At 72.0% G+C, this 25572-nt stretch carries 27 protein-coding genes; 13 read left to right on the top strand and 14 right to left on the bottom strand.

The annotated features are described in order from the left end of the window. Nucleotides 1-305 precede the first annotated feature (305 nt). Nucleotides 306-2825 (top strand): mechanosensitive ion channel family protein, encoded by a 2520-nt coding sequence (locus Aut01nite_RS08165; RefSeq protein ID WP_052163839.1) that lies wholly within the window; start codon nucleotides 306-308, stop codon nucleotides 2823-2825. Between the two features lie 435 nt (nucleotides 2826-3260). On the opposite strand, the gene Aut01nite_RS08160 is transcribed toward Aut01nite_RS08165, so the two are convergent. After that, nucleotides 3261-3617, bottom strand: coding sequence for a DUF6401 family natural product biosynthesis protein (locus Aut01nite_RS08160; protein WP_043525979.1), 357 nt, complete (start codon nucleotides 3615-3617; stop codon nucleotides 3261-3263). 224 nt (nucleotides 3618-3841) lie between these two features. Between Aut01nite_RS08160 and Aut01nite_RS08155 the strand changes: the two genes are divergently transcribed. Beyond that, nucleotides 3842-4231 (top strand): hypothetical protein, encoded by a 390-nt coding sequence (locus tag Aut01nite_RS08155; protein ID WP_152628758.1) that lies wholly within the window; start codon nucleotides 3842-3844, stop codon nucleotides 4229-4231. Nucleotides 4232-4768: 537 nt separating this feature from the next. Here Aut01nite_RS08155 and Aut01nite_RS08150 read toward each other — a convergent pair. Further along, on the bottom strand, nucleotides 4769-4978 hold the full coding sequence (locus tag Aut01nite_RS08150; protein ID WP_043525976.1) for a hypothetical protein: 210 nt from the start codon (nucleotides 4976-4978) through the stop codon (nucleotides 4769-4771). 289 nt (nucleotides 4979-5267) lie between these two features. Here Aut01nite_RS08150 and Aut01nite_RS08145 point away from each other — a divergent pair, with 289 nt between their 5' ends. Then, complete coding sequence (locus Aut01nite_RS08145; protein ID WP_236642745.1) at nucleotides 5268-5813, top strand: hypothetical protein; 546 nt, start codon at nucleotides 5268-5270, stop codon at nucleotides 5811-5813. A 397-nt stretch (nucleotides 5814-6210) separates the two neighbouring features. Here the strand turns inward: Aut01nite_RS08145 and Aut01nite_RS08140 are convergent, their stop codons facing one another. The 3 genes from Aut01nite_RS08140 to Aut01nite_RS08130 all read right to left on the bottom strand — a co-directional run bounded on the left by Aut01nite_RS08140 (nucleotide 6211) and on the right by Aut01nite_RS08130 (nucleotide 7265). After that, nucleotides 6211-6402 (bottom strand): hypothetical protein, encoded by a 192-nt coding sequence (locus Aut01nite_RS08140; protein ID WP_043525973.1) that lies wholly within the window; start codon nucleotides 6400-6402, stop codon nucleotides 6211-6213. 78 nt (nucleotides 6403-6480) lie between these two features. After that, nucleotides 6481-6945 carry an SRPBCC family protein gene (locus tag Aut01nite_RS08135; RefSeq protein ID WP_043525971.1) on the bottom strand — a complete coding sequence of 155 codons (465 nt, stop codon included), beginning with the start codon at nucleotides 6943-6945 and terminating at the stop codon, nucleotides 6481-6483. Continuing rightward, nucleotides 6942-7265: a DUF2795 domain-containing protein gene (locus Aut01nite_RS08130; protein WP_043525969.1), complete on the bottom strand. Its 324-nt coding sequence runs from the start codon at nucleotides 7263-7265 to the stop codon at nucleotides 6942-6944. Before Aut01nite_RS08130 ends, Aut01nite_RS08135 begins: the two co-directional genes overlap by 4 nt. Nucleotides 7266-7318: 53 nt before the next feature. Between Aut01nite_RS08130 and Aut01nite_RS08125 the strand changes: the two genes are divergently transcribed. Further along, complete coding sequence (locus Aut01nite_RS08125; protein ID WP_043525968.1) at nucleotides 7319-8890, top strand: phytoene desaturase family protein; 1572 nt, start codon at nucleotides 7319-7321, stop codon at nucleotides 8888-8890. Here the strand turns inward: Aut01nite_RS08125 and Aut01nite_RS08120 are convergent. Continuing rightward, a complete protein-coding gene (locus tag Aut01nite_RS08120) occupies nucleotides 8881-9309 on the bottom strand; it encodes an SRPBCC family protein (protein ID WP_307837475.1) in 429 nt (142 codons plus the stop codon). The two genes, Aut01nite_RS08125 and Aut01nite_RS08120, sit on opposite strands and share 10 nt — an antisense overlap. 123 nt (nucleotides 9310-9432) lie before the next feature. Here Aut01nite_RS08120 and Aut01nite_RS08115 point away from each other — a divergent pair, with 123 nt between their 5' ends. The 5 genes from Aut01nite_RS08115 to Aut01nite_RS08095 all read left to right on the top strand — a co-directional run bounded on the left by Aut01nite_RS08115 (nucleotide 9433) and on the right by Aut01nite_RS08095 (nucleotide 14194). Then, nucleotides 9433-10578 carry a glycosyltransferase gene (locus Aut01nite_RS08115; RefSeq protein WP_043525964.1) on the top strand — a complete coding sequence of 382 codons (1146 nt, stop codon included), beginning with the start codon at nucleotides 9433-9435 and terminating at the stop codon, nucleotides 10576-10578. Nucleotides 10579-10660: 82 nt separating this feature from the next. Continuing rightward, nucleotides 10661-11554 carry an ABC transporter ATP-binding protein gene (locus Aut01nite_RS08110; protein ID WP_043525963.1) on the top strand — a complete coding sequence of 298 codons (894 nt, stop codon included), beginning with the start codon at nucleotides 10661-10663 and terminating at the stop codon, nucleotides 11552-11554. 5 nt (nucleotides 11555-11559) lie between these two features. Beyond that, the gene (locus tag Aut01nite_RS08105) at nucleotides 11560-12300 is read left to right on the top strand and encodes an ABC transporter permease (RefSeq protein WP_043526104.1); all 741 of its coding nucleotides are present in this window, start codon (nucleotides 11560-11562) and stop codon (nucleotides 12298-12300) included. Between the two features lie 2 nt (nucleotides 12301-12302). After that, complete coding sequence (locus tag Aut01nite_RS08100; protein ID WP_043525960.1) at nucleotides 12303-13571, top strand: sensor histidine kinase; 1269 nt, start codon at nucleotides 12303-12305, stop codon at nucleotides 13569-13571. Then, on the top strand, nucleotides 13568-14194 hold the full coding sequence (locus tag Aut01nite_RS08095; protein ID WP_043525958.1) for a response regulator: 627 nt from the start codon (nucleotides 13568-13570) through the stop codon (nucleotides 14192-14194). The genes Aut01nite_RS08100 and Aut01nite_RS08095 overlap by 4 nt, the downstream gene beginning before the upstream one ends. On the opposite strand, the gene Aut01nite_RS08090 is transcribed toward Aut01nite_RS08095, so the two are convergent. Then, nucleotides 14191-14610, bottom strand: a complete 420-nt coding sequence (locus Aut01nite_RS08090) for a VOC family protein (RefSeq protein ID WP_152628752.1) — start codon at nucleotides 14608-14610, stop codon at nucleotides 14191-14193. The two genes, Aut01nite_RS08095 and Aut01nite_RS08090, sit on opposite strands and share 4 nt — an antisense overlap. Further along, a complete protein-coding gene (locus Aut01nite_RS08085) occupies nucleotides 14603-15430 on the bottom strand; it encodes an AraC family transcriptional regulator (protein WP_043525956.1) in 828 nt (275 codons plus the stop codon). The genes Aut01nite_RS08090 and Aut01nite_RS08085 overlap by 8 nt, the downstream gene beginning before the upstream one ends. A gap of 41 nt (nucleotides 15431-15471) precedes the next feature. Between Aut01nite_RS08085 and Aut01nite_RS08080 the strand changes: the two genes are divergently transcribed. Then, entirely contained in the window at nucleotides 15472-16587 is a 1116-nt protein-coding gene (locus Aut01nite_RS08080) for an FAD-dependent oxidoreductase (protein ID WP_043525954.1), read from the top strand. A gap of 79 nt (nucleotides 16588-16666) precedes the next feature. On the opposite strand, the gene Aut01nite_RS08075 is transcribed toward Aut01nite_RS08080, so the two are convergent. Further along, nucleotides 16667-17170, bottom strand: coding sequence for a hypothetical protein (locus tag Aut01nite_RS08075; protein ID WP_043525953.1), 504 nt, complete (start codon nucleotides 17168-17170; stop codon nucleotides 16667-16669). A gap of 300 nt (nucleotides 17171-17470) precedes the next feature. Here Aut01nite_RS08075 and Aut01nite_RS08070 point away from each other — a divergent pair, with 300 nt between their 5' ends. Continuing rightward, complete coding sequence (locus Aut01nite_RS08070; RefSeq protein WP_052163838.1) at nucleotides 17471-18154, top strand: MBL fold metallo-hydrolase; 684 nt, start codon at nucleotides 17471-17473, stop codon at nucleotides 18152-18154. An 18-nt stretch (nucleotides 18155-18172) separates the two neighbouring features. Here Aut01nite_RS08070 and Aut01nite_RS08065 read toward each other — a convergent pair whose 3' ends face one another. Beyond that, the gene (locus Aut01nite_RS08065; protein ID WP_043525950.1) at nucleotides 18173-19042 is read right to left on the bottom strand and encodes a hypothetical protein; all 870 of its coding nucleotides are present in this window, start codon (nucleotides 19040-19042) and stop codon (nucleotides 18173-18175) included. Further along, entirely contained in the window at nucleotides 19039-20202 is a 1164-nt protein-coding gene (locus tag Aut01nite_RS08060) for an LCP family protein (RefSeq protein ID WP_052163852.1), read from the bottom strand. Before Aut01nite_RS08060 ends, Aut01nite_RS08065 begins: the two co-directional genes overlap by 4 nt. A 203-nt stretch (nucleotides 20203-20405) precedes the next feature. Here Aut01nite_RS08060 and Aut01nite_RS08055 point away from each other — a divergent pair, with 203 nt between their 5' ends. Continuing rightward, a complete protein-coding gene (locus Aut01nite_RS08055; RefSeq protein WP_043525947.1) occupies nucleotides 20406-21101 on the top strand; it encodes a hypothetical protein in 696 nt (231 codons plus the stop codon). A 17-nt stretch (nucleotides 21102-21118) separates the two neighbouring features. Here the strand turns inward: Aut01nite_RS08055 and Aut01nite_RS08050 are convergent, their stop codons facing one another. Genes Aut01nite_RS08050 through Aut01nite_RS08040 form a run of 3 tightly spaced genes read right to left on the bottom strand, consistent with a single transcriptional unit; the run spans nucleotide 21119 to nucleotide 23860 of the window. Next, nucleotides 21119-22756 carry a RecQ family ATP-dependent DNA helicase gene (locus Aut01nite_RS08050; RefSeq protein WP_043525945.1) on the bottom strand — a complete coding sequence of 546 codons (1638 nt, stop codon included), beginning with the start codon at nucleotides 22754-22756 and terminating at the stop codon, nucleotides 21119-21121. Beyond that, the gene (locus tag Aut01nite_RS08045) at nucleotides 22756-23703 is read right to left on the bottom strand and encodes a TIGR03557 family F420-dependent LLM class oxidoreductase (protein WP_043525943.1); all 948 of its coding nucleotides are present in this window, start codon (nucleotides 23701-23703) and stop codon (nucleotides 22756-22758) included. The genes Aut01nite_RS08050 and Aut01nite_RS08045 overlap by 1 nt, the downstream gene beginning before the upstream one ends. Before the next feature lie 16 nt (nucleotides 23704-23719). Further along, a complete protein-coding gene (locus Aut01nite_RS08040; RefSeq protein ID WP_173476690.1) occupies nucleotides 23720-23860 on the bottom strand; it encodes a hypothetical protein in 141 nt (46 codons plus the stop codon). Between the two features lie 117 nt (nucleotides 23861-23977). On the opposite strand from Aut01nite_RS08040, the gene Aut01nite_RS08035 reads away from it, so the two are divergent. Next, nucleotides 23978-25546, top strand: a complete 1569-nt coding sequence (locus Aut01nite_RS08035) for a glycoside hydrolase family 3 protein (RefSeq protein WP_043525941.1) — start codon at nucleotides 23978-23980, stop codon at nucleotides 25544-25546. Nucleotides 25547-25572: the final 26 nt, after the last annotated feature.

Raw genomic sequence — 25572 nt, 5'->3', positions numbered from 1 at the left:
CCGGCGCCGGTGGAGCCGCCGACCGGATGCCTGCCGCTGGACGACGACGGCATGGTCCCGGCCCGCCTCGACGGTCACGCCGTACCCCTGCTCGGCGATATGCGCCGTCGACGGTCGGCCCTGTTCCTTCCGTACATTTTCATAGGACTAGCTCTGTTAGATCCTGCTGTGTCGTGTTGTGCGTCCGCCGGTGGCCACGGCCCCGCGGAGCGCACTCGCGACCGCTCCGGCGCACGAGAATGTCAGGGGCCCGTGGTAATCCAGAGGTTCTGAGTCGGCGGGCGCCGCGCGCTTCAGGAGGACGGATGACCGGAGACGAACTGAGCCGTGGTCTGAGCGACATGTGGCGGTCGATGCTGCTGTTCCTGCCATCGGCCCTGGCATTCCTCGCGATCCTCCTCGTCGGCTACCTGCTGGCCCGCCTGGCCCGCACGGTCACCGCCAAGACGCTGCGCAGAGTCGGGTTCGAACGGGCCGTCCAGCGCGGACCCGCCGGGCGGCTGCTCAAACCCGGCGCGCCGAGCGTCACCGACGTCTGCGCCCGCCTCGTCTTCTTCGTGGTGCTGCTCTTCACGCTGCAACTCGCCTTCGGGATCTGGGGGCCCAACCCGGCCGGCGACGTGGTGAACGCGCTCATCGCCTGGCTGCCACAGGTCTTCGTCGCCATCGTCATCGTGGTCGTCGCGGCCGCCATCGCCGGTGCCGCCCACGACCTGATCCTGGCCGTGCTGGGCGGCCTCGAGTACGGCCGGGTGCTGGCCAAAGCGGCCGCCGCGGTGATCGTGACGCTGGGCGTGATCGCCGGCCTCGACCAGATCGGCATCGCCACCTCGGTGACCCGGCCACTGCTCATCACCATCCTCGCCACCGTCGCCGGCGTGATCATCGTCGGTGTCGGCGGAGGTCTCATCCGGCCCATGCAGCAGCGCTGGGAGGGATGGCTGGACCGGGCCGCCACCGAGTCGACGGCGATCCGGGAACAGGCGAGGGCGTACACCGAGGAACGCGCCCGTCAAGCGGCCGAGGAGGAGGCGCGGCAGGCCGAGGAGGTCCGCAAGGCGGAGGAAGCGCGGCTCGCGGAAGAGGAACGCCAGGCCGAGGAGGCACGGCGGGTCGAAGAGGCCCGCCGGGCGGAGGAGGCCCGCAAGGCGGAGGAGGCACGGCTCGCCGAGGAGACACGCCAGGCCGAGGAGGCCCAGCGTGCCGAAGAGGCCCGCCGCGCGGACGAAGCCCGCCGGGCCGAAGAGGCACGCCGCGCGGAGGAGCACCGCCGGGCCGAAGAAACCCGCCGCGCCGAGGAAGCTCGTCAGGTCGAGGAGACGCGCCGGGCGGAGGAGGTCCGGGCGGCTGAGGACGCCCGCCGGGCGGAAGAGGATCGTCTGGCCGCCGAGGTACGGGAGGCGGAGGAGGAACGCCGCGTCGAGGACGCCCGTGCGGAGGTCAACCGCCGCCTCGCGGAGGGACGCCGGGTGTCACCGTCCCCGGATGCGCCCGGGGCTGTCACTGCGGCGCCCGGAGCCGGGGGCGCGGGCGGGCCGGATGTCTCCCGTCCTGATGCGGTCGATCCCGGTCCGGCCGGGGGCGATGGCGGAGCTCGCCTGCCCGGGCGTGCTGATGCGGACGACGCCGAAGATCAGGCATGGGAGACGCGGTGGGCCGAGGAGGAACGCCGGGCCCGTGAACAGGACGGGGACGAGACCCAGGTCATCCTCACCCCGGTGCGTGCGGACGACCGGCCGACATTCGTGCCCGGCTTCGGTGACGACCGGCCGACATTCGTGCCCGGCTTCGGTGACGACCGGCCGTCTTTCGTGCCCGGCTTCGACGACGACCGGCCCGCCTTCACTTCCGGGGCCGGTGACGACCGGCCGGCGTCTGTTCCCGGGGCCGGTGAGGACCGGACGACGGAATTCCGGGCCGCCACCGCGGACGACACCATCTTCCTGACCGGCGGCGACGCGGAGACCACTCTTCTCACCCCCGGGGTCCGGCCTCCCTCCCATCCCGCCGCCGACGACGGGTCCGCCCCCACCCACGTGCTGAACGCTCCCGGGAAACCGGAGCCCGCCGGGGGAGAAGGCCCGGCGCCGAGTCCGCGGTCATCCGCCCCGGAGCAGCCCGCGAAGGACGGACAGACTGGTCCGCGCCCGGACCAGCCGGACGAGCCGACGACAACGATCATCACGGTGGGGGCCGCGGGGGATGACGCGCCGGTCAGCCGGGGGCCCGGCCAGGACACCACCGTCGTGATCGACGAGAGCCGAGGAGCCGACGACCCGCGGACGGTGGATGCCGATGAGGCGCCCACTGCCGTGGTCATCGCAGCAGAGCCCGACGGTGACCGCACCGTGCCGACCGTGGCCGGCGCGGGGGACCAGGGTGATCGGGCCGGGGTCGGCGTGGGTGATGTGGGTGACGTGGCGGCTTCGGGCGATCGGGCCGGGGTCGGCGTGGGTGATGTGGGTGACGTGGCGGCTTCGGGCGAACGGGCTGGGGTCGGCGTGGGTGATGTGGGTGACGTGGCGGCTTCGGGCGAACGGACTGGGACCGGCGAGGGTGAGGCGGGCCGGGGCGGACGGGCGGGAGGCGATGTCGCCGAGCTGCGGGATCGCGAGCCAACGGATCGGGCTGAGCTGGCCGCGGGGGATCAGGATGATCCAACCGTGGCCAATGTGGCTGACGCGGTTGATCAGGCCGGCGGCAACGGCGTGGGTGTGGCGAGGGAGGGCCGTCGAGAACCGGGCGGCCGGAAGCGGCCGGCCGGAGATGCGGATCCGGCCGTGGAGAAGCGGCAGGGGACGGCCGGTGAAGGGAACGACCGGTAAGGGGACTGGCAGCAGACGGACGTCCGGCAGGGGATATCGGTGAGGGCCGACCGACAGAGCAGGCCGGTAGGCGACCGCCACGGGCTGACCGGCCGGGTAGGCCGGTAGGTGACCGGCAGGGGCTGACCGGCGAGGTAGGCCGGTAGGTGAGCGGCAGGGGCTGACCGGCGGGGCAGGCCGGTAGGTGAGCGGCAGGGGCTGACCGGCGGGGCAGGCCGGTAGGTGAACGGCAGGGCCTGACCGGCGGAGTAGGCCGGTAGGTGAGCGGTTTGATCGGGCGGTGCGGGCGATGACGAAGGGCCGGCACCGGGAGTCCGGTGCCGGCCCTGAGGGTCGGGATTCGGTTGCGGGGTGGCCGAAGAGCCCGGCCTGGGCTTCGAGGTCGCGGACCCGGGACTGTCACGTCGCGGGCCCGGGACCGGGTGGGTCAGATGGTCAGCGCGGTGCCGGGAGGGAGCTGGCCAGCGTGCAGACGGCGAGGAGACGGCGGAGGACCCAGTCGTTGTCGGACCAGTCGATCGGGCCCTCGGGGGCGGTCCAGCCGTGCTGGAAAGCGGCGTCGCGGACGCCCTCGGCGTAAGCGGCGAGCAGGATCGCGGTCAGCGGGCGGGAGTCGGCGTCGAGGCTGTCCCGGATACCGGCGGCGTGCTGGTCGACGATCGACATCAGGCCGGGGTTCGCCTGGGCGGCGGCGAGACCGGAGACCCCGATGGCGGCGGTCAGGTCGGCGAGCGAGGCGTGGGCGGAGCGCTGAGCTGCACGGGCGGCGGCGTTGCTGAACAGGCCATTCATGAGAAGAACGTTAGGGAGCGCAGGGTGACCGACGGGTCCTTCCACGTTGCAGGCCGGTTGAAGTCGCCAGGGCCGGGAAATTGCTGGTTCGCCAGAGCAAGCGGGCCTGAAGGAGGGGCAGTCCGGTGACGGTCACAGGGCAGGACGATCTCGGGAAGCGGAACGGCCGGCCGGCCGAGGACGGGCCGGACTCGGCGCATCAGCCGCCGGACGGGGTCGACGACGTGACAGTGGAGGCACTGGGGAAGCTGAGTGAGGCGCTGGAGACGGTCGAACGGGTGCGGGGGCATCTCTACAGCGCGCACCAGCTGATCGGGACCGCGGATTTCGCCCTGGACGAGGCCGTGTCGCTGTTCATGCAGGCGGGGCACAGCGAGATGGCGGAGCGGATCCAGCGTGAGCTGATCGGGCGCAACGTCATTCCGGGCCACTGGACGTTCCAGATCGTCGAGGAGTTCGACGACGGGTACTACAGCGAGTTCCGTGAAATGGAACGGGAGGCGCGGGAGCGGCTCGTCGGCGGGCGGCGGCACCTCTACGAGGCGCAGTTGAAGGAACGCCGTCGCACGCACGGCCGCCGCGGCCACGAAGCGCGACCGGACGACCTCGGCTGAGCAGCGGCCAGGAGCACCCGCGACGCCACGCGACGAGATCAACGTCGGCTGGCCTCCGCGGTGCCGTCGACGGGAGAACCGGTGCCGTTGATCAGGGGAAGGCGGGGCGCTGCCGGTGGAGAACGCCCGATTCCGGCGGTGGCGTCGCCGGGAGGCAGGGCCGATCCCGGTCGTCACCGAAGCGTGGCGGCGCGGTGATGGCGAAGCGCCGAGAGGCCTCGGCTGGGGCCTGGTGCGGAATCCTGGCCACGCCGAGAGGGCTGGCCGGGACGGCGCACCATCGGGGCCGCGTCGAAACGGCGCGGTGCGCTGCGGAATGCCGGTGGCGCGGAAAGGGCGTGGTGCGGCAGGGCCCGGGATGCCGGTGGCGCGGAAAGGGGGCGGTGCGCCGCGGAATGCCCGTGGTGCCGAAGGGCGCGCTGCGGCACGCGATGCCGGTGGTGCCGAAGGGGCGCTGAGGCGGCGCGGAGCCGGTGAGCCCAAGGTCGGCTGAGTAGGGACCCGGGAGGTCCCCGGCGGCGATGAGGTGGTGGAGGATTACTCCACGTAGTCGGCCGGTTCGGGCCGGCGACGCTGGGCGTCATCGGCGATGATCACCGTGGCGACCACGAGGGCAACCACGACGGCGAGGAACCAGGAAGCGTCATCAACGAGTTTCGCTGCCAGGGGTGCCTGGAAGGAAGCGAGGAGAAAACCCAGCCACGCGAGGCGGCGTTGACGCTCAGAGAGGAAACCGACAGATCGCACTCGGACAGTCTGGCTCGATATGGACGGATCGCCGTCACCCGTTCGGCCGATTCTCCGTTGTCCGATGGTGCCCTCGGACTTGCGTCTCCACCGCTCAATCGTCGTGGTCGCCGGGCTCGCGGTACTGGCTGCCGGAGGGTTGACGGCTCTTCATATGGTGCCTGAGCCGGTTCCGCCGGTCTCCCCGGTAGCGCTGGCGCCGCGGCCGCCGGAACGGGTCGCCACCGGTCCGCTGCTGAACCGGAAGGTGGCGTGGCTCACTCTCGGTGACGCCGCTAGCCGGGTTCGGGTGAGGTTGGCTCCGCTGCCGGGCCTGCTCTACCGGATCAGCACCGCGCCGGATGCCGGGATCGCCCCGGTGGTGAGCCGGCGTGGCGCCCGGGTGGTGGTGCGGTTGGCGGCGACCGGGGACGCCGGGCTCGACGAGGTGTGGATCGTGCTGAACCGGAACGTCCGCTGGGACATCCGGCTTCCCGCCGGTGCCGGTGAGCAGCATCTGAATCTGCGGGAGGGCCGGGTGCGGCGGGTCGTGGTGGGTTCGGCGGGCCTGTCCCGGCTGTGGTTGCCGGAGCCGCGCGGGACGGTGCCGGTCACGTTCGCCGGTGGGGTCGGCACGGCGACGGTGTCGGTGCGAGGGCGGGCGCCGGTGCGGATCCGGTTCGCGCACGGCGCGGGATCGGTGGAGACGCCGTGGACCGCCAACAACGGCACCGCGGCGGGTGCCGTGCTGCGGGAGCCGGGTTTCCGGCAGGCCGCCGACCGCTACCTCATCCGCGCCCACGGCGGCCTCGGCGCACTGATCATCACCCGGGTCCGGGCCTCCGCCGACGAGTGAGGCGCTGGGAGAGGCGGTCTCCGCCGCCGATCCAGGCACCCGGAAAGGGAGCCGTGTGGTGAAAGGCGAAGCGGCGGGCGCTGAGGTGACCGCCGTGAAAGGCGAGGCCGCGGGCGCTGAGGCGGCCGTGGCGAAGGTGAGGCGGGGGTGCTGGGGTGACCCGCCGTGAAAAGTGAGGCGGGCGCTGAGGTGACCGCGGTGAAAGGCGAGGCTGCCCCGCAAAGGCGACCGTGGTGAAGCAGAGGCGCTGGGGAGAAGAGCGCGGCGGGGTCGGAGCGGGGAGGAGCCGGGCGGGCTGAAGCGGTGAGAGCCGCCTCAGCCCGGAAGCCGGGCTTCGGTCCGGTGTCACGCGGACCGGGCCGTCGTGGTCACGGGACCTCGCGTAGGTCGTACAAGATCAATGGGGTCCGGTGTGTCCGGTGGTCGAAGGCCGCTCGCTTGTCGCAACCGAGGCTTCCTGGCCGCTGTCGTTGTCGCTAGGGTCGTTCTGGCCGTCGGTGTCCCAGCTGGCCATGGCTTGGTTGAGTTGGTCGAGCGGGAGCCGCTCCTCGTCGCGCCACACACCGTCGTTCTCGTGGGAATCGGTCATACCGGGTGGGTACCCGTTCCGGGGAAGCGGAAACGGCCGCCTACGGGCGGCCGTTCCATGAGTGGTGAGAAGGCGGGTTCAGATGCCGGGCCGGCCCACCTGGCCGCGCCAGGCGCCGGTCTCGATCCCGCCGCGGCTCTCGATGAACTCCTTGAACCGGTGCAGGTCGCCCTTGATCTTGCGGTCGATGATGCCCAGCTTGTCCCCGGCGGTCTCGACGATGCCCTGCGGGTCGAAGTCCATCTGGACGGTGACCCTGGTGTGACCGTCGTCGAGCCGGTGGAAGGTGACCACGCCGGCCTGCTTCTCGCCGTCGGTCGCGTGCCAGGCGACCCGCTCGTCGGGCAGCTGTTCGGTGATCTCGGCGTCGAACTCGCGTTTGACGCCGGCGATCTCGGTCTTCCAGTGCATGTGGGTGTCGTCGAGTTGCCGGATCTCGCTGACCCCTTCCATGAATCTGGGGAAGTCCTCGAACTGGGTCCACTGGTTGTACGCGGTGCGAACCGGGACGTTGACGTCAACGAACTCGGTGACCGTGCTCATGCGTTTCTCCCTTCACTCGCGTCCCACACCTGGGCGACGTTCTCGTAGACCGTCCCGTCCGGGAGTGCCGACAGGCGCCGCATCACGTCGTCCGGGGCCTCGAGGGCGCGCGCCGAACGCTCCAGCGCCGCGCGGTCCCCGGGAAACGCGGACAGGCCGATGTAGGTGCCGAAGCGGCTGAACGCCTCGCCGTGCGGGCTGCCGACACCATCCGGCACATCGCGGCCGTAGCCGCCGGGCGGGGCCTCCGCCAGCCGGGGTGACTCCCGGGCCATCTGCTCGTCGAGGATGGCGCCGTGCTTCGTGCTGACCCGTTCCATGATTCGTTGGGTGCCCGGCGGTAGATGTCCTAAACGCCGGGTAGCTTCCCGATGTGGAGACCGTTGACGCGATCGTCGTCGGGGCCGGGCACAACGGTCTCGTGGCGGCGAACATGCTGGCAGACGCAGGTTGGACGGTGCGGGTCCTGGAGGCGGCCCCGCATCCGGGCGGGGCGGTGCGCTCGGGGGAGCTGACCGCGCCGGGTTACCTGTCCGACCTCTTCAGTGCCTTCTATCCCCTGGGGTACGCCTCCCCGGTGCTGAAGTCGCTCGAGCTGAATCTGGAGTGGGCGCATTCCCCGGACGTGTTCACCCATCTGCTCCCGGACGGCCGTGCCGCCACCGTGAGCCGGGACGTGGACCGGACCGCCGCGTCGATGGAGCAGTTCGCGCCGGGCGACGGTGACCGCTGGCGCAACGCTTTCGCGGAGTGGCGGTCGGTGTCGGCGCCGATGCTGGACACGCTGTTCACCCCGTTCCCACCGGTGCGCACCGGGCTCGGCCTCGTCCGGCGGCTGCGCCTGTCCGGGTCGCTGCGCCTGGCCCGGCGTCTCGTGCTGTCGGTGCGGGAGCTGGGTTCGGAGCTGTTCGACGGGGAGGGCGGGGCGCTCGCGCTGGCCGGCTGCGCCCTGCACACCGACCTGTCGCCGGAGGAGGCGGGCGGCGGCGTCTACGGCTGGCTGCTGGCGATGCTCGGGCAGGAGGTGGGCTGGCCGGCGCCGGTCGGCGGGGCGCAGGAGATCACCTCGGCGCTGGTGCGGAGATTCCCCGGGGAGATCGTCTACGAGGCGCCGGTGAGCCGGGTCCTGGTGGCCCGCGGGCGGGCGGTCGGGGTCCGGACGGCGGACGGCCGGGACTGGCGTGCCCGGCGGGCGGTGATCGCCGACGTGCCCGCCCCGGCGCTCTTCCTCGACATGGTCGGCGACCGGTGGCTGCCGCCGCGGATGACCGAGGACCTGGCGCACTTCCGCTGGGACGGGGCGACCGTCAAGGTGGACTGGGCGGTCGGCAGCCGGGTGCCGTGGACGAACCCGGTGGCCGGGCGGGCCGGGACGGTGCATCTGGGCGCCGACCTGAACGGGCTGACCCGCTATGCGGCGCATCTGGCGACCGACGAGGTGCCGCCGGACCCGTTCCTGCTGCTGGGGCAGATGACGACGGCGGATCCGAGCCGGTCGCCGGCGGGGACGGAGTCGATGTGGGCGTACACCCACCTCCCGCACCGCAAGTCGTGGCACGCCGACGAGATCGCCGAGCACGTGGAGCGGATGGAGGCGGTCGTGGAGGCGCACGCGCCCGGGTTCCGGAGCAGGGTGCTGGCCCGGCACGTGTTCGCGCCGGGTGACATGGAGCGGGAGAACCCGTCGCTGGTGGGCGGGGCGCTCGGTGGCGGCACCGCGGCCGCGTACCAGCAGCTGTTCCTCCGGCCGATCCCGGGCCTGGGCCGGCCGGACACCCCGGTCGACCGTCTCTACCTGGGCAGCGCCTCGGCGCATCCGGGCGGTGGTGTGCACGGCGCGCCGGGCGCGAACGCGGCCCGGGCCGCCCTGGCCCGGGACCGCGGTCTCACCGGCGGCCTGTACCGGGCCGCGATCGACGCAGCGAACCGGGCGATCTACCGCTGACGTTCGGCGATGTCGGCGAGCCGCCGCAGCGATTCCACGTTGCGGCGGTGCAGCACCAGGTCGTTGAGCTTGTTCTGGACCCAGCCCAGCGGTCCGTCGGTGAACGACTCCTCGATCACCACCCGGGTCGTGCCGTCGGCGAGCGGGGTCAGCCGGATGTCGACGAGGGCCTCGCCGAGCGGCCACAGTCCGGCCTTCAGCCGCAGCCGCTCGGCGGGGACGCAGTCGAGCACCGTCGACGCGTCGTGCAGCGACAGGGGCCACGGGCCGGCCTTGTGATGGAGTTTCGCGCCGGGCGCCGGCCAGGCCGGCTCGACGTCGCGGATGTGTACGGTGCCGACCACCCAGTCGCTGTAGCTCCAGCCGTCGGCGAGGACGGCGAAGACCCGGTCGGGTGGGGCCTGGACGGTTCTCGACACGATTGCCACGTGAACCGGTTTACCCTGCTCACGCGTCCTGTAACAGGCCATCCATGTTTACGGTTCCGGCTGTAGGGCATTGGTCGGCCCGTACCCCCACCACGGCCCGCTGGAGGAGACCCCGTGCGCATTGCGATGATCTCCGAACCCGACGCTCACGTCGACGACCTTTCGGCGGCGCTGGCCGAGTTGGGGCACGACGTGCGCGTGTACATCCGCCGCGAGGACCCGGACGTCGCCGAGGTCGTGATCACCCCGAGCGGGGTGCACGTGGTGCACGTCGTCGCGGGTCCGGTCCGCCCCATCCCGTCCGATCTGCTGCTGCCGCACATGGGCGAGTTCGCCCGGGTGCTCGGCGAGCAGTGGCGTGACGGCTGGACGCCGGACGTGGTGCACGCCCACTTCTGGACCGGTGGCCTGGCCGCGGTCACCGCCGCCAAGCAGATCGACATCCCGGTCGTGCAGTCGTTCCACGAGCTGGGCGAGGGCGAGGCGATGGCGCCGGGCCCGTCCCGCGCCGGCTACGAGCGCGCCCTGGGCCGGGCCGTCGACCGGGTGGTCGCGCAGACCCAGGACGAGTTGCACGGCCTGGTCCGGATCGGGGTTCCCCGGTCCCGGCTGACGGTCGTGCCGTCCGGCGTCGACAGCGACCGTTTCACCCCGGACGGGCCGTCGGTCGAGCGGGATCCGGAACGTCCCCGCATCCTGTCGGTCGGCAGGCTCGTCGAGCGCAAGGGGTTCGGCGACGTCATCCAGGCCATGCGGTACGTCCCGGGCGCGGAGGTGGTGGTCGTCGGCGGGCCGGCGCCGGATCAGCTGCCGGCCGACCCGGGCGCCCGGTTGCTGCGGTCGATGGCCGAGCAGTTCAAGGTCGCCGACCGGTTCAAGCTGGTCGGCTCGGTGGCGGACCGGGACCTGCCCAGCTGGTACCGCTCGGCGGACGTGCTGGTCGCCAGCCCGTGGGACGAGCAGTCGGCGCTCGAGGCGATGGCCTGCGGCGTCCCCGTGGTCGGGGCGGCCGAGGGCACCCTCACCGAGACCGTGGTCGACGGCCTGACCGGTGACCTGGTGCCGGGCCGGGACCCGCGGGCGCTCGGCGGGGCGCTGCGCAGGCTGATCAACGACAAGGTGCGGCGGTTCACGTACGCGACCGCGGCTCTGGACCGGGCCCGGCAGGCGTATTCGTGGAAGCGGGTGGCGTCCCAGATCGGCTCGGTCTACACGAGCCTGCGGCGCACCCCGGCGACCGCCGAGGAGACGACGGTGTAGGACCCCATCCACCGATCGGTGGATGGGGAGGATCGCCTGCTGTTCGATTCGGGCGCATGCCCCGCCGGGCGACGCTCTATGCATGACAGTCATCGAGGTCCGGAACCTGGCGAAACGGTACGGCGAGACGGTCGCCGTACGCGATGTCTCCTTCAGCGTCGAACCCGGTGAGATCTTCGGCATCCTGGGCCCGAACGGCGCCGGCAAGACCACCACCGTCGAGTGCATCTCCGGGCTGCGCACCCCCGACTCCGGCGCCATCACCGTCCTCGGCCACCGGGCCGGCGACAAGGCGCTCCGCTCCCGGGTCGGCGTTCAGCTCCAGGAGAGCGAGCTCCAGGACAAGCTGACCGTCCGCGAGGCCCTGGAGCTGTACAGCTCGTTCTACCCGAACCCGGCCGACTGGCGCGGGCTGGTCGGCGACCTGGGGCTGACGGCCAAGGTGAAGACCCGGTACGGCAAGCTCTCCGGCGGTCAGAAGCAGCGCCTCTCGATCGCGCTGGCGCTGCTCGGCAACCCGGAGATCGCCATCCTGGACGAGCTGACCACCGGCCTCGATCCGCAGGCCCGCCGGGACACCTGGGACCTGATCTCCGGCATCCGCGACCGTGGGGTCACCCTGCTGCTGGTCACCCACTTCATGGAGGAGGCCGAGCGTCTCTGCGACCGGATCGCGGTGATCGACAAGGGTGAGGTGGTCGCCCTGGACACCCCGGGCGGCCTGGTCCAGCGGGCCGGCGACGAGCAGCGGATCCGGTTCCGCCCGTCGGTGGACTTCGCCGACGAACTGCTCACCGAGCTGCCCGAGGTGCGCGAACTGCGCCGCCAGGGATCCCGGATCGAGGTCGTCGGGTCTGGCAACCTGCTGCACGCCGTCATCTCGGTGCTCGCCCGCGACGGCATCGTCGCCGCCGAGCTCACCTTGGAACAGGCCAGCCTCGATGACGCCTTCGTCCACCTGACCCGCGGGGAGTGATCACCATGTCCGTCTTTCTCAAGCTGACCCTGACCGAACTCAAGATCACCTTCCGCGAACCGGTCTACATCTTCTTCACCCTGCTCTTCCCGGTGCTGCTGATCGCCATCCTCGGCAACGTGCCGACCATGCAGGAGACCCCGCCGGAGCTCGGCGGGCTCCGGCTGATCGACGTCTACGCCGGGCTGGCGCTCGGCCTCGCCATCGGCATCATCGGCCTGCAGGGCCTGCCCTCGGTGCTCGCCACCTACCGGGAACGCGGCATCCTGCGCCGGCTGGCCACCACTCCGGTACGGCCGGGGCTGCTCCTCGGCGCCCAACTGGCGATGAACCTGCTCACCGTGCTGGTGTCGGCCGTTCTCGTGTACACAGTGGCCAATCTCGCCTTCGACGTGCCGATCCCGGAGTCGCCGCTGCTGCTCCTGGTCGCGATCCTGCTCAACTGCTCCGGGGCGTTCGCGGTGGGCCTGCTGCTGGCCGCGGTGGCGCCGTCCGGCAAGACCGCCAACGCGATCGGCACGTTCCTGTTCTTCCCGCTGATGTTCCTGGCCGGGCTGTGGGTGCCGCGCGAGCTGATGCCCGAGTTGCTGCGGCGGCTCGGCGACTTCACCCCGTTCGCGGCCGGGCAGGATCTGATGACCGACGCCCTCGCGGGACAGTCGCCGGCGTTCCTGTCGATTACCGTACTCATCGGATACCTGGTGATCTGCGGGGCCGCCGCGGTGAAGTTCTTCCGCTGGGAGTGACGATGGGGCAGCCGAAGGCGCTGGACGGCATGGGCGGTTACGACTGGGACCTCTGGCGCCCTCTCCTGACGTACGGAACCCTGTTCGGCGCGCTGTTGCTGACGTTCCTGGCCCGCAACGTCGAGGAACTGCCCCAGCAGGGCCTGCCCGTCAGCCTGGCCGTCACCGCGCTCGCCGCCGGCTGGATGGCCTGGTGGATCGACCTCCACCCGGCCTGGGCCGACCGCCGGCCGTTGATGATCGTCTTCCTGGCCGGCTGGCTGGCCATCGGCCTGCTGCTCGTGCTGTGCAGCCCGCTCTTCGGCATCTTCACCTGGACCGGCTACATCTTCGTCGGCTACGCGATGCCCGGCTTCTGGCAGCTGGCCGGGGTGGTCCCGGTCGCCGCGATCAACGCCCTGTCCCAGGTCGGCGGCCCGCAGACGTACGCGGACGACGACGGCCCGGTCATCTACGTGACGGTCCTGGCCGCCAACCTGCTGATCGCCGGGATCATGACCTACGTGAGCGTCCGCGAGGACCAGCGCTCGCAGCGGCGCGAGAACCGCATCGACGCCCTCGCCGAGGCCAACGCGAAACTCGCCGCCGCCCTCCAGGAGAACGCCGGACTGCACGCCCAGCTCCTGGTCCAGGCGCACGAGGCGGGCGTCCTCAACGAGCGGCAGCGGATGGCCGGCGAGATCCACGACGTGCTCGCTCAGGGGTTGACCGGCATCGTCACCCAGCTCGAGGCCGCCGAGTCGCACCCGGTCGAACGCGACCGGCACCTGGCCGCCGCGAAACGCCTCGCCCGGGAGAGCCTCACCGAGGCCCGCCGGTCGGTGCAGGCGCTGCGCCCGCAGCAGCTCGACGAGGCCCGCCTGCCCGAAGCGCTCGACGAGGTCGTGCAGGCCTGGTCCGGCCTGCACGAGGTGCGCGCCGACCTGACCGTCACCGGGACGGTCCGGCCGATGCTGCCGGAGATCGAGACGACGCTGTTGCGGACCGCCCAGGAGGCCCTGGCCAACGTCGCCCGGCATGCCGCGGCCGGCCGGGTCGGGCTGACCCTGTCCTACATGGAGGACGTGATCACGCTGGACGTCCGGGACGACGGCGCCGGCTTCGACCTCGCCACGCCACGAGAGATCACCGAGCAGGGCGGATTCGGACTGCAGGCGATGCGGGAACGCCTCACCCGCATCGCCGGAACCCTCGAGGTGGAATCGGAACCGGGCGCCGGCACCGCGATCTCCGCGTGCGTGCCCGCCCTCGCGATCGGGGGAACCACATGATCAGGATCGTCATCGTCGACGACCACCCGGTGGTACGGGACGGGCTGCGCGGCATGTTCGACGGCGACGACCGCTTCACCGTCCTCGGTGAGGCCGGTGACGGCCGGGAAGCCCTCGCCGTCACCGAGGCCGTCACCCCCGACGTGATCCTGATGGACCTGCGCATGCCGGTCCTGGACGGTGTCAGCACCATCCGCGAACTGCGGTCCCGCGGCAGTTCGGCCCGTGTCCTGGTGCTGACCACCTACGACACCGACAGCGACGTGCTCCCGGCGATCAAGGCCGGCGCCACCGGTTACCTCCTCAAGGACACCCCGCGCGAGGACCTCTTCCGCGCCGTCCTGGCCGCCCACCGCGGGGAGTCGGTGCTGTCCCCGGCCGTCGCCGGCCGGCTGATGGGCCAGCTCCGCTCCCCGGCCAAGGAGCCGCTGAGCCACCGCGAGATCGAGGTGTTGACCCTGATCGCCCGCGGCTGCACCAACCGGGAGACCGCCGGCCGCCTCTTCATCAGCGAGGCCACGGTGAAGACCCACCTGCTGCACGCCTACGCCAAACTCGGCGTCCGCGACCGGGCCTCCGCCGTCGCCACCGCCATCGAGCAGGGGCTGATCCGCCGCGATTAGCCCCTCCCGCGCGGCGCCCCGCGGTACGTGCCGAACGACCACAGGTTGCCCTCCGGGTCGCGGGCCGTGAACTCGCGGGAGCCGTAATCGGTGTCGTTGAGCTTGCGGACGATCTCGGCTCCGGCCGCGGCCGCGCGGTCGTGCAGGGCGTCGACGTCGTCGGTGACCACGTAGGCGCCGAACGCTCCGGGCGGCAGTCGGCTCCACGGGTTCCCGGGGTCGCCGCCTACCGAGCCGATCATGATGCCGCCGCCGGGAGGCCACGACAGTTCGCAGTGGTGGACGATGTCGCCGTCACCGTGCACGACGGTCTCCTCGAAACCGAACACGTCGACGAGGAAACGGATCAGGGCACGGGCGTCGTTCGCGATCACCGTGGGCCACACCTGTGGCGCGGGCGTCGAGATGTCAGTCATGCCTCCCATCGTCGTCGGTGACGGCGGCGAGCGCTTGGACGAAACCGAACTCGTCGGCCAGCCACCGGGACGGGGAACACCCGGCGAACGCCTGGAAGTCGCGGACCAGGTGCGACTGGTCGGCGTACCCGTGCGCGGCGGCCACGTCGGCCAGCCGGACGCCGGGGCGGATCGACCGGCGGGCACGGTCGAACCGGGCCACCCGGGCGGCCTCCTTCGGGCGCAGGCCGACCTCGGCGCGGAACCGGTCGGTGAGATGACGGCCGCTCCAGCCGATCCGGTCGGCGACCGTGCCGATCGGGTACCCCCGGGTCAGCAGATGGAACGCCTGCGAGATCCGATCCGGCGACGGCGAGGTCCGGACCCGCCGGGTCAGAACCCGGTCGAGCAGGGCGAACCGGGCCGGCCAGTCCGGGGCCGCGGACAGGCGCTCCCGGACCTCGGCCACGAACCGGTCGCCGAAGACGGCTGTCGCGTCCACGTCGACGTTGGCGAGCTCGGCGGCGGGCCGGCCGAGCAGGGCCCGGCAGCCGAGCGGATGCACCGCGATCTCCACCCCCGACTGGCTGCCGTCGTGGGTGATCAGCGCGGGCGCCAGATGCAGCCCGCCGAGCAGCGAGTCGAACCGGCCGGGCGCCTGCCGCGGATCCGGGTGGGCGGCGACGACGAGCGGCTCGTCCAAGGTCAGGATGAGGGTCAGATGGAGTGACGGCAGACCCCGGTGCACGGCCGGGGCGAGACCGTGCTGCCGGTACCCGACGTAGGACGCGACGTAAGGACGCAAGCCGGGAGCGGGCGATGCCATCGCGTACTCGTCCATGGCCCCAGTCTGCCCGGAGACCGGGGTGCGAGGATCAGGACATGGCACATGCGGTGGTGGTCGGAGCCGGAATCGGTGGACTGGCGGCGGCGTTGGCGCTCCAGCGGCGCGGCTGGGAGGTGACCGTCTGCGAACGGGCGTCCCGTCTGGAACCGGTCGGCGCCGGTCTCGCGGTCGCCCCCAACGCGTTGCGGGTCCTCGACGCGCTCGGCGTCGGCGAGCGGATCCGCGGACTGTCGGCGTTGCAGGGCGCGGCGGGCATCCGGCGCCCGGACGGCGGCTGGATCTCCCGGACCGACGCGACGAAGGCCGCCGAACGGTACGGCGAGCCGGTCATCCTCGTGCACCGGGCCACCCTGGTCGACGCGCTCACCGACGGCCTGGCGCCGGGCACGCTGCGGCTCGGCCTGCCGGCCGGCGACGTGGACGCGGAGACCGGGACGGTGGGCACGGCGGACGGCCCGCTCACGGCCGACCTGGTGGTCGCGGCCGACGGACTGCATTCAGCGGTACGGGCCACGCTGTTCCCGGCACACCCCGGGCCGGTCTACACCGGAGTGACGAGCTGGCGGATCGTCGTCCCGCACCCGGACGGGACCGTGATCCCGTCGGAGACGTGGGGCGCCGGGCGGGTCTTCGGAACCGCGGTGCTCGGCGACGGCCGGGTCTACTGCTACGCCACCGCGCCCGCCCCGGCCGGTGGCCGGGCCGCCGACGAGAAAGCCGAGATGCTGCGCCTCTTCGGCGACTGGCACGAGCCGATCCCGGCCCTGATCGCCGCGGCGGCCGAGGTGGTCCGCACCGACATCCGCTGCCTCGACGAGCCGCTCCCGCGTTACCACGCCGGGAAGGTCGCCCTGATCGGCGACGCGGCCCACGCGATGACCCCGAACCTGGGGCAGGGCGCCTGCCAGGCCCTCGAGGACGCGTTGGTCCTGGCCCGGCACGCGGACGATCTTCCCGCGTACTCCGCGGCCCGCCTGGCCCGCACCACCGCCGTGGCCCGCGCGTCCCGCCGGATCGCCCGGATGGCCGGCCTGAACGGTCCGCTCGCCGAACGTCTGCGCAACTCCGCGATGTCCCTCGGCGGCCGGCTCGGTCCCGACCTGGTCCTGCGGCAGATGGATCCGATCCTGGGGTGGCGCCCACCCACCTGACAGATCCGGGACCGATGCGGCTGGTCCTCAGTGCTGTCTCCGGGGACGCGAGACGGCACTGAGGACCAGCCGGGGTGGGTCAGCTCGCGAGGGCCTTGGCCAGGTCGTCGCGGAACGTGCGCTCGCTCTCGGTGACGGTCTCGCCGCCGATGCCCAGCAGGCCGCCGGTGGAGGCCGCGCCCACCACCTCGTCGGCGATCTCCACCAGCCAGTGCTTGTAGGTCTCGGCGTCGGCCGGCGAGGCCTTCGCCGCCAGCAGCGCCGACACCTCGGCGGCCCGGCCCACCACGTCCGCGGCGTACCCGGCCGGGTCGCTGGGCTGGATCACCGGCGCCTCCTCACCGATCTCCGGGTCCCCGGCCTCCGCCACCGCGGTCCGCGCGATTGCCGCGACCAGCGGGCTCGCCGACGCGCGGGCGTCCGAGATCCGGTCCAGTCCCGCCGCGCTCTCGGCCCGGGTCTTGCGGGCGCTGTCGGGGCTGGCGGCGCTCGCCGCGGTGAGCACCGACTGCGGCAACCCGGTCAGCAGCCCCCACTCGGCATCGGTGAATCCCAGTTCGGCATAGAGCGGTTGATCCGTCACTCCGCTGTCCTTCCATTCGTTGGCGACAGCATTCTTACCTACCCCTTCCGGCCGCCGTTGCATCCTGTGAAGATCATTCGCCTGTTCGCCGCCTCCGCCGGTCCACGACGTCGCGGGCATTCCGCGCCCGCCGTGGGTGACGAGGCCGGGGGGACGGGTGGGGTGACCGGGACCATCGCATCCGGCCCGCAGCCCGCGCTTCGGCCGTGACCGGGCAGCCACCCCGCGCGGGGGCCACGGGACGGTCCGGTTGCGGTCGTCGCGCTGCCTGGCCCGTACCCCTTCTTCTCACCTGACAGAATGATCGTCGTGCGAGAGGTGGTCGACGGGGTCTTCGAGCTCCGCCTGGGTTATGTCAACGTGCACGTGGTCGTCACCGACGACGGTGTGGTCCTGATCGACACCGGGCTGCCCGGCCGCTCGCCGTTGATCGAGCGCGGCCTGAAGGGCATCGGCCGGGCCCTCGGCGAGGTGACCACGATCCTGGTCACCCACCATCACGCCGATCATGTGGGGAGCCTCGCCGACCTGCGGAGACGAACCGGCGCCCGGGTCGTCGCGCACGCCGCCGAGGTTCCGTGGATCGCCGGTCACATCCCGCCTTCCCCGCCCGTGGGCCGGCTCGCGAAGCTGGCCGCCCGCCTGGTCGGCACGGTCGAGACCACCAAGGTCGACCAGCTGATCACCACCGACGGCGCCGAGCCGCTGCCCGGGTTCACCGCCCTGCACACACCGGGCCACACCCGCGGGCACGTCTCCTACCTGCTGGACCGGGCCGGCGGCATCCTCTTCGCCGGTGACGCCGCCGGCAGCCGCCGCGGCAAGGTCAGCGGCCCGCCGCACATGTTCACCGCCGACCCGGCCCGGGCCGGTCAGAGCCTGGCCCGTCTCGCCGACCTGGAGTTCGACCACGCCGTCTTCGGTCACGGCCGTGCCGTCTCGGGCCTGGCCGTGGAGGCCTTCCGCAGAGCCGTCGCCGGCTGAGACCCGGCCGGTGGCCGGTCAGTCCAGGTGAACGTCGTGCATGTCGGCGAGGGTCAGGCCGTGAGCGCCCAGGAAGGCGACGGCGTCGTCCTCCCGACCGCGGGCCCGCAGGCTCCCGACGACGATCACGCACGCCTCCCAGAACAGGTCGTCCGCCTCGTCGGTGGCCCACGGCCGGGCCAGCGCCTCGGCCTCGGCATGACGGCCCAGCCCGAGCAGCAGGAACGCCTCCCGGATCCGCAGCTCGCCGTGATCACCGGGGTGGCGGCGGGCCCGTTCCAGTGCCTGCTCCAGCCGGCCGCCGTACCCCTCCAGCCGGCACAGCTCGGCCTGCACCGAGCGCAGCGACCGCTCCTCGACCAGGCCGGCGTCGATCAGACCGTCCACCCGGGACACCAGCGCCGGCCAGTCCGCCGGCGGTTGGCCGACCCTGCCGAGAGCGTCCAGCACGGCCCGCGCCTCCGCCCCCCGGTCACCGGCCGCCCGGTGGATGTCGGCGGCCTCCAGCAGCATCGCCACCGGGTCCCGGCGCCCGCTCGTCGTCGCGGCGCGTTCCAGAACGGCGGCGCGAGGTGGCCGAGGCTCCCGCAGGTACGGCGACGCCAGCATCTCGTCGAGCAGGGCGATCGTCTCCTGCTGCTGCCCGGGCACCCGCCCGTACAGCTCCAGCAGCAGGTGACGAGCGGTCATCGCGGTCTCGCCGAGGCCGGCCCGATCCAGGGCGCGCACCGCCGCCTCGGCCGCCTCGGTCGCGTCCTCCCACCGGCCGGCGTCGCGCAACAGGTACGCCACCCGCAGCCGGAGCCGTGCGGTGCCGGCGACGTCGCGTGCCGCGGTGCGCTCGGCGATCTCCCGCACCACGGCGTCGACGGCCGGATGGGCGGTCATTTCCCCTTGCTGATGAACTCGGGATGGTCGAGCAGGAAGGACCGCAACCGGTCCTCCCGGACGGCCTGGAAGAAGCCGGCCGCCTCGGGCAGCAGCCGCTCGCCCTGGTAGCCGCCGCTGTTGATGCCTTCGGCCGGCAGTTTCACGGTGACCATGTCGTCCACGTTCAGGCTTTTCAGCTCGAGCGCCCATTCCACGATGGAGTGGTCGCCGCCGGAGAAGGTGAGCGAGTCGCCGGCCGCCTCCATCACGTCGAGCAGCTTGGCCGGGTTGGTGACCACGTCCCGGCTCATCGCCTGCTTCGCCATCGCCTTGATGAACTGCTGCTGATGCCGCTGCCGGTCGTAGTCGTCCATCGCGGTGCCGGCGTTGCCGTACCGCTGGCGGACGTAGTCGAGGGCCTCCCACGCCTTCAGCTGCACCGGTTTGTCGCTCTTCTGGTAGAACCGCTGCGGCCCGGTGTACGGCCGGGAGCAGTTGTGATGCGTCTGACATCCGGGTTTGCGGTCGCGGGGGCTGCCGTCCGGCTTGAGGTGCTCGGACTTCACGTCCATGTCGATGACCATCTCGACGCCGCCCATCGCCTCGACGATCTTCTTGAAACCGCCGAAGTTGACGATCGCCGCGGCGTCGAACTTCTTGATCCCGGTGACGTTGCCGACGGTCTTCGCCAGCAGCTGGAAGCCCTGCGGGACGCTGTACCTGTTGCCGCCCAGCCGGCTGCCGAGCGACATCGCGGCGTTGATCTTGTCGGTCTGCTCCCCGGTCTTCGACTTGTCGAAGGCCGGGATCTCCACGCGCAGGTCCCGCGGCATGGAGAAGAGGTAGGCGCTGTGCCGGTCCCGCGGGATGTGCGCCACGATGATCGAGTCGGCCAGCGGCGCGGTCTGGTTGTCGCGCGGGTCGATGCCGACCAGCAGCAGGTTCAGCGGGCCGTCGATGTCCGGGTCCGGCTCGGCGGCCACCGCGGCGTTCCCGTTGACGTCGATGTCCTCGAGCAGGGTGTTGTCGGTGACGGCGTCGGTGTACCGGCCGACCAGCGCTCGGCCGGCCACCACCGTGCCGATGCCGGCCAGCAGCAGCACCACCCCGAAGGCCACACACAGCCGAGCCCACAAGGGTGGTCGGCGTTTCCCGGTTTCGGCCACCATGTTCTCCATCCCCCGTACGCCGGTGACGAACGCATGCTGGCACAGCCGTGCCACATACAGTCACTCCTCGATCGAACGATACTGTCCATAGCGGAATCCGGCTCGGCGAAAGATTCGGGCGTATCACCTGTTCGCCCTGTTTCAGCGCTAAGATGACCGCCGATTTCCTATCGCGGCGGATTTTCGGGGGAAGCGTGCGCGCAAGGCTCTGCATGACGACGGCTGTACTGACGATCGCCGCGCTGGCCGGCTGCGGCGCGGACGGCGAGGACCGGGCCGGCACGGTCGGCCAGCCCACCGGGGCCGGCACGGTCGGCCAGTCCACCGGGGCCGCCCCCGCGCAGCCGGGGGCCGGGTCGTATTCGGCCGATCAGGTGAAGGCCGCGCTGCTGACGGTGGCCGACCTGCCGACCGGGTGGAGCGCCGAGCCGGACGACGGCTCCGCGCCCGAGGACGCCTCGGAGAATTACGCCGAGTGCCCGGAGTTCGCCGCCGTGGTCAAGAAGGCCGCCGGAGTGGAGCAGCTCGACGCGGATTTCAAGTCCCCGGCCGGCACCAGCCTGGACGAGACCATCATGACCCTGAATGAGAGCGGCGCCCGGGACCTGGTGGCCGGCTACGCCAAGGGGGTCGCCGCGTGCCCGAAACTGACCACGAAGACCGACGGCGGCACCACCTTCGACATGTACATGACCGCGCTGTCCTTCCCGAAGCTCGCCGACGAGACCGTCGCCCACCGGGTGACCGCGGAGGTCTCCGGCACCACCGTGAACTTGGACATGGTGCTGGTGCGCCGGGGTGGTGTGGTGATCACGCTGGTGCAGACCGCGACCGGCGTGATCGACACGGCGGTGACCGAGGACGTGGCCCGTCGCGCCCTGACGAAGGCCGAGAAGGCGCTGAGCTGACCACCGGCCGCCGGTGATCACGCCGGGACGAGCAGGTTCTGTTCGACCACGACCGGCACCGACAGGGTCTTGTAACCGACCGAGTCGAAGAGGACCGTCATCCGTTCCTCCTCGTAGTTCATCACCATGCCGGTGCCCCACTCGCCGTGGCGGACCTGGCTGTGCACCGGGAACGGGCCCTCCGCCTCGGCGGCGGCGATCTCGTGGGCGGTGCCGTCGGCGCAGTTGTCGCAGTGGCCGCACGGCTTCCTCAGGTCCTCGCCGAAGTAGGCCAGCAGCGTCTCGGTGCGGCACTGCCGGGACTGGGCGAAGGCTCGCATCATGTCGGTGCGCGACTTCACGACGGTCTGCTGACGTTCGTATTCCGCGAGGGCGGCGGCAGCCGCGGCGGCCGGAAGCGGCGCGCGCGCCGGGACCGTCAGCTGGTGACCCGCGCCGGGCCGTACCGCGCCGACCTGTTCCAGCAGGTTGAGGTACTGGCCGAGCTTGCGCGGCCCGAGCCCGGTGGTCTTCTGCAGCGCGGTCTTGCTGGCGGGGCCCTTGTGCAGCTCACCGGCCAGCTCCTGGAGCTCCTCCTCGGACGGCGAGCCGCCCTGGAAGAACCGCTGGATGGCCTCGTCCTCGGAGCGCCAGAGCAGCAGCGCGCGGGCCGGCTCACCGTCGCGGCCGGCGCGGCCGATCTCCTGGAAGTAGCTGTCCGGGGAGTCGGGCAGCGCGACGTGGGCGACCCAGCGGATGTTGGGCTTGTCGATGCCCATGCCGAACGCCGAGGTCGCCACCATGATGTCGACCTTGTCGTCGCTGAACGCCTGATGCCGTTCCTCACGCAGGCCGGCGGCCATGCCACCGTGGTAGAACGAGGCCGGGTAACCGGCGTCGGTGAGGCGCTCGGCGAGTTCCTCGGCGGCGCGCCGGGTGGCGACGTAGATGATGCCGGGCCGCCGCTCCTGGTCCAGCATCGTGGTCAGCTTGCGCCACCGGTAGTTGTCGTCGGGGCAGTACGCGACCTCGAGGAACAGGTTGCGCCGGTCCAGCCCGGACACGTGGATCTCGGGCTTGTTGAGGCGCAGCCGGGCGATGATGTCCTCGCGGACCGGCGGGGACGCGGTGGCGGTCAGCGCCAGGATCGGAGGCCGGCCGATCTGCTTGATCATGTCGCCGAGCGCGAGATAGTCGGGGCGGAAGTCGTGGCCCCAGGCGGAGATGCAGTGCGCCTCGTCGACGGCGACCAGGCCGGGTCTGAGGGCGCGCACCTCGGCCAGCCGTTCCGGGTCGCTGAGCTGTTCCGGGGTGATGAAGAGGAACTCGGCCTCGCCGTTGCGGATCGCCGCGATCGCCTCGCGCTGCTGGGCGGGCGTCTCGGCGGAGCTGACCCGGACCGCGCGGGTCTTCGGGTCGCCGTGCTCGTTGAGGGCGGCGATCTGGTCCTGCTGGAGGGCGAGCAGCGGCGAGACGACCACCGTGGGACCGGGCAGCAGCACCGCCGGGATCTGGTAGATCGCCGACTTCCCGGCGCCGGTCGGCAGCACCACGAGGGCGTCCTTGCGGCGCAGCACCGCGCGCATCGGTTTGAACTGGCCGGGGCGCAGCGAGCGCCAGCCGAAGTGATTGCGGGCGATCCGGCGCAGGCGCGGGCCGTAGATGGGCAGCTTCATCAGAGCTTCGGCAGGATCTCGCGGGAGTACAGGTCGAAGAGACCCTGGTAGTGCGGGCCGGTGTTGGCGACGTAGATCTCGTCGAAGCCGGCGTCCGCGTACTTTTTGATCATCTCGAGGTGCTTCTCCGGGTCGTTGCCGCAGACGAAGCTCTCGGCGATCATGTCCTGGGTGACCAGCTGGGACGCCTGCTCGAAATGCTTCGGCGTGGGCAGCACCTGGGACAGCTCGCCGGGGACGCCGGCGTTGGGCCACCTCTCGTACGCGATCCGCGCGCCCTCCTCGGCGGTCGCCGCGAACGCCGCCTTGAAGCCACCCTGGGCGACCTTGCTCCCGCCGCCCGCCTTCCGGAACCGATCGACCATCTCGCCGTCCGGCATCACGCTGACGTATCCGTCGCCGATCCGGCCGGCGACCTCGATCGCCTTCGGGCCGAAGCCGGACACCAGGATCTCCACCGGCTTCTCCGGCAGCGTGTAGATCCGGGCGTTCTCCACCGTGTAGTGCTTGCCGTGGTGCGAGTAGTTCCCGCCCCGCCACAGGCCACGGATGATCTCGATCGCCTCCTCCAGCATCTCCAGCCGGACGTCGAGCTCGGGCCACGCGTCGCCGAAGATGTGCTCGTTGAGCGCCTCGCCGGTGCCGACACCGAGCCGGAAGCGGCCGCCGGTGAGGACCGCGCTGGTCGCGGCGGCCTGGGCGATCACGGCCGGATGGATGCGCACGGTCGGGCAGGTCACCGCGGTGGTGATCGGCAGACCCGACGCCTGGCTGATCGCGCCGATCATCGACCACACGAAGGCGCTCTGCCCCTGGGCGTCGACCCACGGGTGGTAGTGGTCGGAGATCCACAGGCCCTGGAATCCGGCCCGCTCGGCACCCTTGGCCTGTTCGAGGAGCTCGGCCGGCGAGTACTCCTCGCTGGAGAGGAAATATCCGATACGCATGGCCGCCCCGGTACCCCTATTTGCCTCCGAACATGCGACGGATCGCCCAGATCAGGAAGAGCACGGCGAGCGCCACGCCGAGCAGGCGGACGGCGTGCACCTCGGACCAGTCGATCTCGGTCCAGTCCAGGTCAGCCGCCAGCGGTGGAGTGAGCACGTGCACATCCTAACGAGGTATTCACCCTCAGCTAATAGAAAGGTTTGTTGACTAATCGCGCCGGGGGGTGTGAACATAGGTCGCCGCAAGGGCGACACACGGGAGGTACGGGGGCTCATGTCCAATCACGGCGAATTGCCGGAACTGGCCGCTGCGGTGCTACAGCCGGGCTTCGTCGGCACCTCCGCCCCGGACTGGGTCCGCCGGTGGCTCGGCGCCGGGCTCGGTGGGGTCGCCCTCTTCGCCCGCAACGTGGAATCACCCGCACAGGTGGCCGCGCTGACCGCACAACTGCGGGCCGAGAACCCCGATGTGATCGTGGCCATCGACGAGGAGGCCGGCGACGTCACCCGGTTCGAGTCGCGGCTCGGCAGCTCCCGCCCCGGCAACCTGGCCCTGGGCGCGATCGACGATCCGGAGCTCACCGAGGCGGTCGCCCGGGACCTCGGCCGGGAGCTGGCCGACGCCGGCATCACCCTCGACTACGCCCCGGACGCCGACGTCAACAACAACCCCGGAAACCCGGTCATCGGCGTACGGGCGTTCGGCTCCGAACCGCGACTCGTGGCCCGGCACACCTCCGCCTTCATCCGCGGGCTCCAGGAGTCCGGGGTGGCCGGCTGCGCCAAGCACTTCCCCGGTCACGGCGACACCGCCGTCGACTCGCACCACGACGTTCCGGTGATCGACCGCCGCCGGGCCGACCTGGAAGCCTGCGAGCTGGTCCCGTTCCGCGCGGCGATCGCGGCCGGCGCCCGGGCCGTGATGACCGGCCACCTGCTCGTCCCGGCCTTCGACCCGGTCCTGCCGGCCACCCTGAGCCCGCGCATCCTGACCGGCCTGCTGCGCCAGGAGTTCGGCTTCGACGGCCTGATCGTCACCGACGGCATCGAGATGCAGGGCGTGCGCCGCCGGTACGGCCTGGAGGGCGCCACCGTCCGGGCGCTGGCCGCCGGGGTCGACGCCATCTGCGTCGGCGGCGACCACGCCGACGAGGAGACCGCGATCCGCCTGCGGGACGCCATCGTCGCCGCGGTCCGGTCCGGCGAGCTCTCCGAGGAGCGGCTGCGCGACGCCGTACGCCGGGTCCGTGAGCTGGCCGCCTGGACCACCCGCACGCAGATCGCCACCGGCGCCCGGGCCATCGCCGACGCCGCCGCCACCACCGAGGTGGCGGTCCTGGGCTCCACCATCGGGTTCGCCGCCGCCCGCAAGGCCGTGAAGGTCACCGTCGCCGGCGACGGCCCGCTCCTGCCGATCACCGGGGCGCCGCACGTCGTCGAGTTCGCCCCGCCGCGCAACATCGCCATCGGCAGCGAGACCCCGTGGGGCGTCGGAGACCCGCTCGGCGAGCTGCTGCCCGGAACCTCCACCGTCCGCTTCTCGGCCGGCGACCTGGAGTCGCTCGCCGACCCGGCCGCGCCGGTGCTCGCCGGCGTGGGGGAGCGGCCGCTGGTGCTCGTGGTCCGCGACATCCACCGGCACCCGTGGATCGAGCGGGCCCTGCGCGCGGTCCTCGACGTGCGGCCCGACGCGATCGTCGTCGAGATGGGCATCCCGGTCACCGTCACCGGCGGGGTGCACATCGCCACGCACGGCGCGACCCGGGCGCTGGGCCGCGCCGCCGCCGAACTGATCGCCGGCGTGACCGTCCCGGAACCGGCCCCGCAGCCGATCGCCGCCTAGATCACGACCCGGCTGGTCGTCACCGC

Origin of the sequence: Actinoplanes utahensis (genome assembly GCF_016862455.1) — a bacterium.
Classification (GTDB): domain Bacteria; phylum Actinomycetota; class Actinomycetes; order Mycobacteriales; family Micromonosporaceae; genus Actinoplanes; species Actinoplanes utahensis.
Note: the sequence above shows the minus strand (reverse complement) of the source record. Positions and strands in the feature narration are given on the sequence as shown.

What these genes read in the sequence shown, in the direction of transcription:
- Aut01nite_RS08085 (WP_043525956.1), bottom strand. Translation starts at nt 15,430, where the DNA reads ATGGACGAGTACGCGATGGCATCGCCCGCTCCCGGCTTGCGTCCTTAC.
- Aut01nite_RS08045 (WP_043525943.1), bottom strand. Translation starts at nt 23,703, where the DNA reads ATGCGTATCGGATATTTCCTCTCCAGCGAGGAGTACTCGCCGGCCGAG.
- Aut01nite_RS08060 (WP_052163852.1), bottom strand. Translation starts at nt 20,202, where the DNA reads ATGGAGAACATGGTGGCCGAAACCGGGAAACGCCGACCACCCTTGTGG.
- Aut01nite_RS08165 (WP_052163839.1), top strand. Translation starts at nt 306, where the DNA reads ATGACCGGAGACGAACTGAGCCGTGGTCTGAGCGACATGTGGCGGTCG.
- Aut01nite_RS08135 (WP_043525971.1), bottom strand. Translation starts at nt 6,945, where the DNA reads ATGAGCACGGTCACCGAGTTCGTTGACGTCAACGTCCCGGTTCGCACC.
- Aut01nite_RS08090 (WP_152628752.1), bottom strand. Translation starts at nt 14,610, where the DNA reads ATGACTGACATCTCGACGCCCGCGCCACAGGTGTGGCCCACGGTGATC.
- Aut01nite_RS08160 (WP_043525979.1), bottom strand. Translation starts at nt 3,617, where the DNA reads ATGAATGGCCTGTTCAGCAACGCCGCCGCCCGTGCAGCTCAGCGCTCC.
- Aut01nite_RS08070 (WP_052163838.1), top strand. Translation starts at nt 17,471, where the DNA reads ATGATCGTCGTGCGAGAGGTGGTCGACGGGGTCTTCGAGCTCCGCCTG.
- Aut01nite_RS08055 (WP_043525947.1), top strand. Translation starts at nt 20,406, where the DNA reads ATGACGACGGCTGTACTGACGATCGCCGCGCTGGCCGGCTGCGGCGCG.
- Aut01nite_RS08080 (WP_043525954.1), top strand. Translation starts at nt 15,472, where the DNA reads ATGGCACATGCGGTGGTGGTCGGAGCCGGAATCGGTGGACTGGCGGCG.
- Aut01nite_RS08140 (WP_043525973.1), bottom strand. Translation starts at nt 6,402, where the DNA reads ATGACCGATTCCCACGAGAACGACGGTGTGTGGCGCGACGAGGAGCGG.
- Aut01nite_RS08050 (WP_043525945.1), bottom strand. Translation starts at nt 22,756, where the DNA reads ATGAAGCTGCCCATCTACGGCCCGCGCCTGCGCCGGATCGCCCGCAAT.
- Aut01nite_RS08110 (WP_043525963.1), top strand. Translation starts at nt 10,661, where the DNA reads ATGACAGTCATCGAGGTCCGGAACCTGGCGAAACGGTACGGCGAGACG.
- Aut01nite_RS08105 (WP_043526104.1), top strand. Translation starts at nt 11,560, where the DNA reads ATGTCCGTCTTTCTCAAGCTGACCCTGACCGAACTCAAGATCACCTTC.
- Aut01nite_RS08100 (WP_043525960.1), top strand. Translation starts at nt 12,303, where the DNA reads ATGGGGCAGCCGAAGGCGCTGGACGGCATGGGCGGTTACGACTGGGAC.
- Aut01nite_RS08035 (WP_043525941.1), top strand. Translation starts at nt 23,978, where the DNA reads ATGTCCAATCACGGCGAATTGCCGGAACTGGCCGCTGCGGTGCTACAG.
- Aut01nite_RS08095 (WP_043525958.1), top strand. Translation starts at nt 13,568, where the DNA reads ATGATCAGGATCGTCATCGTCGACGACCACCCGGTGGTACGGGACGGG.
- Aut01nite_RS08065 (WP_043525950.1), bottom strand. Translation starts at nt 19,042, where the DNA reads ATGACCGCCCATCCGGCCGTCGACGCCGTGGTGCGGGAGATCGCCGAG.
- Aut01nite_RS08130 (WP_043525969.1), bottom strand. Translation starts at nt 7,265, where the DNA reads ATGGAACGGGTCAGCACGAAGCACGGCGCCATCCTCGACGAGCAGATG.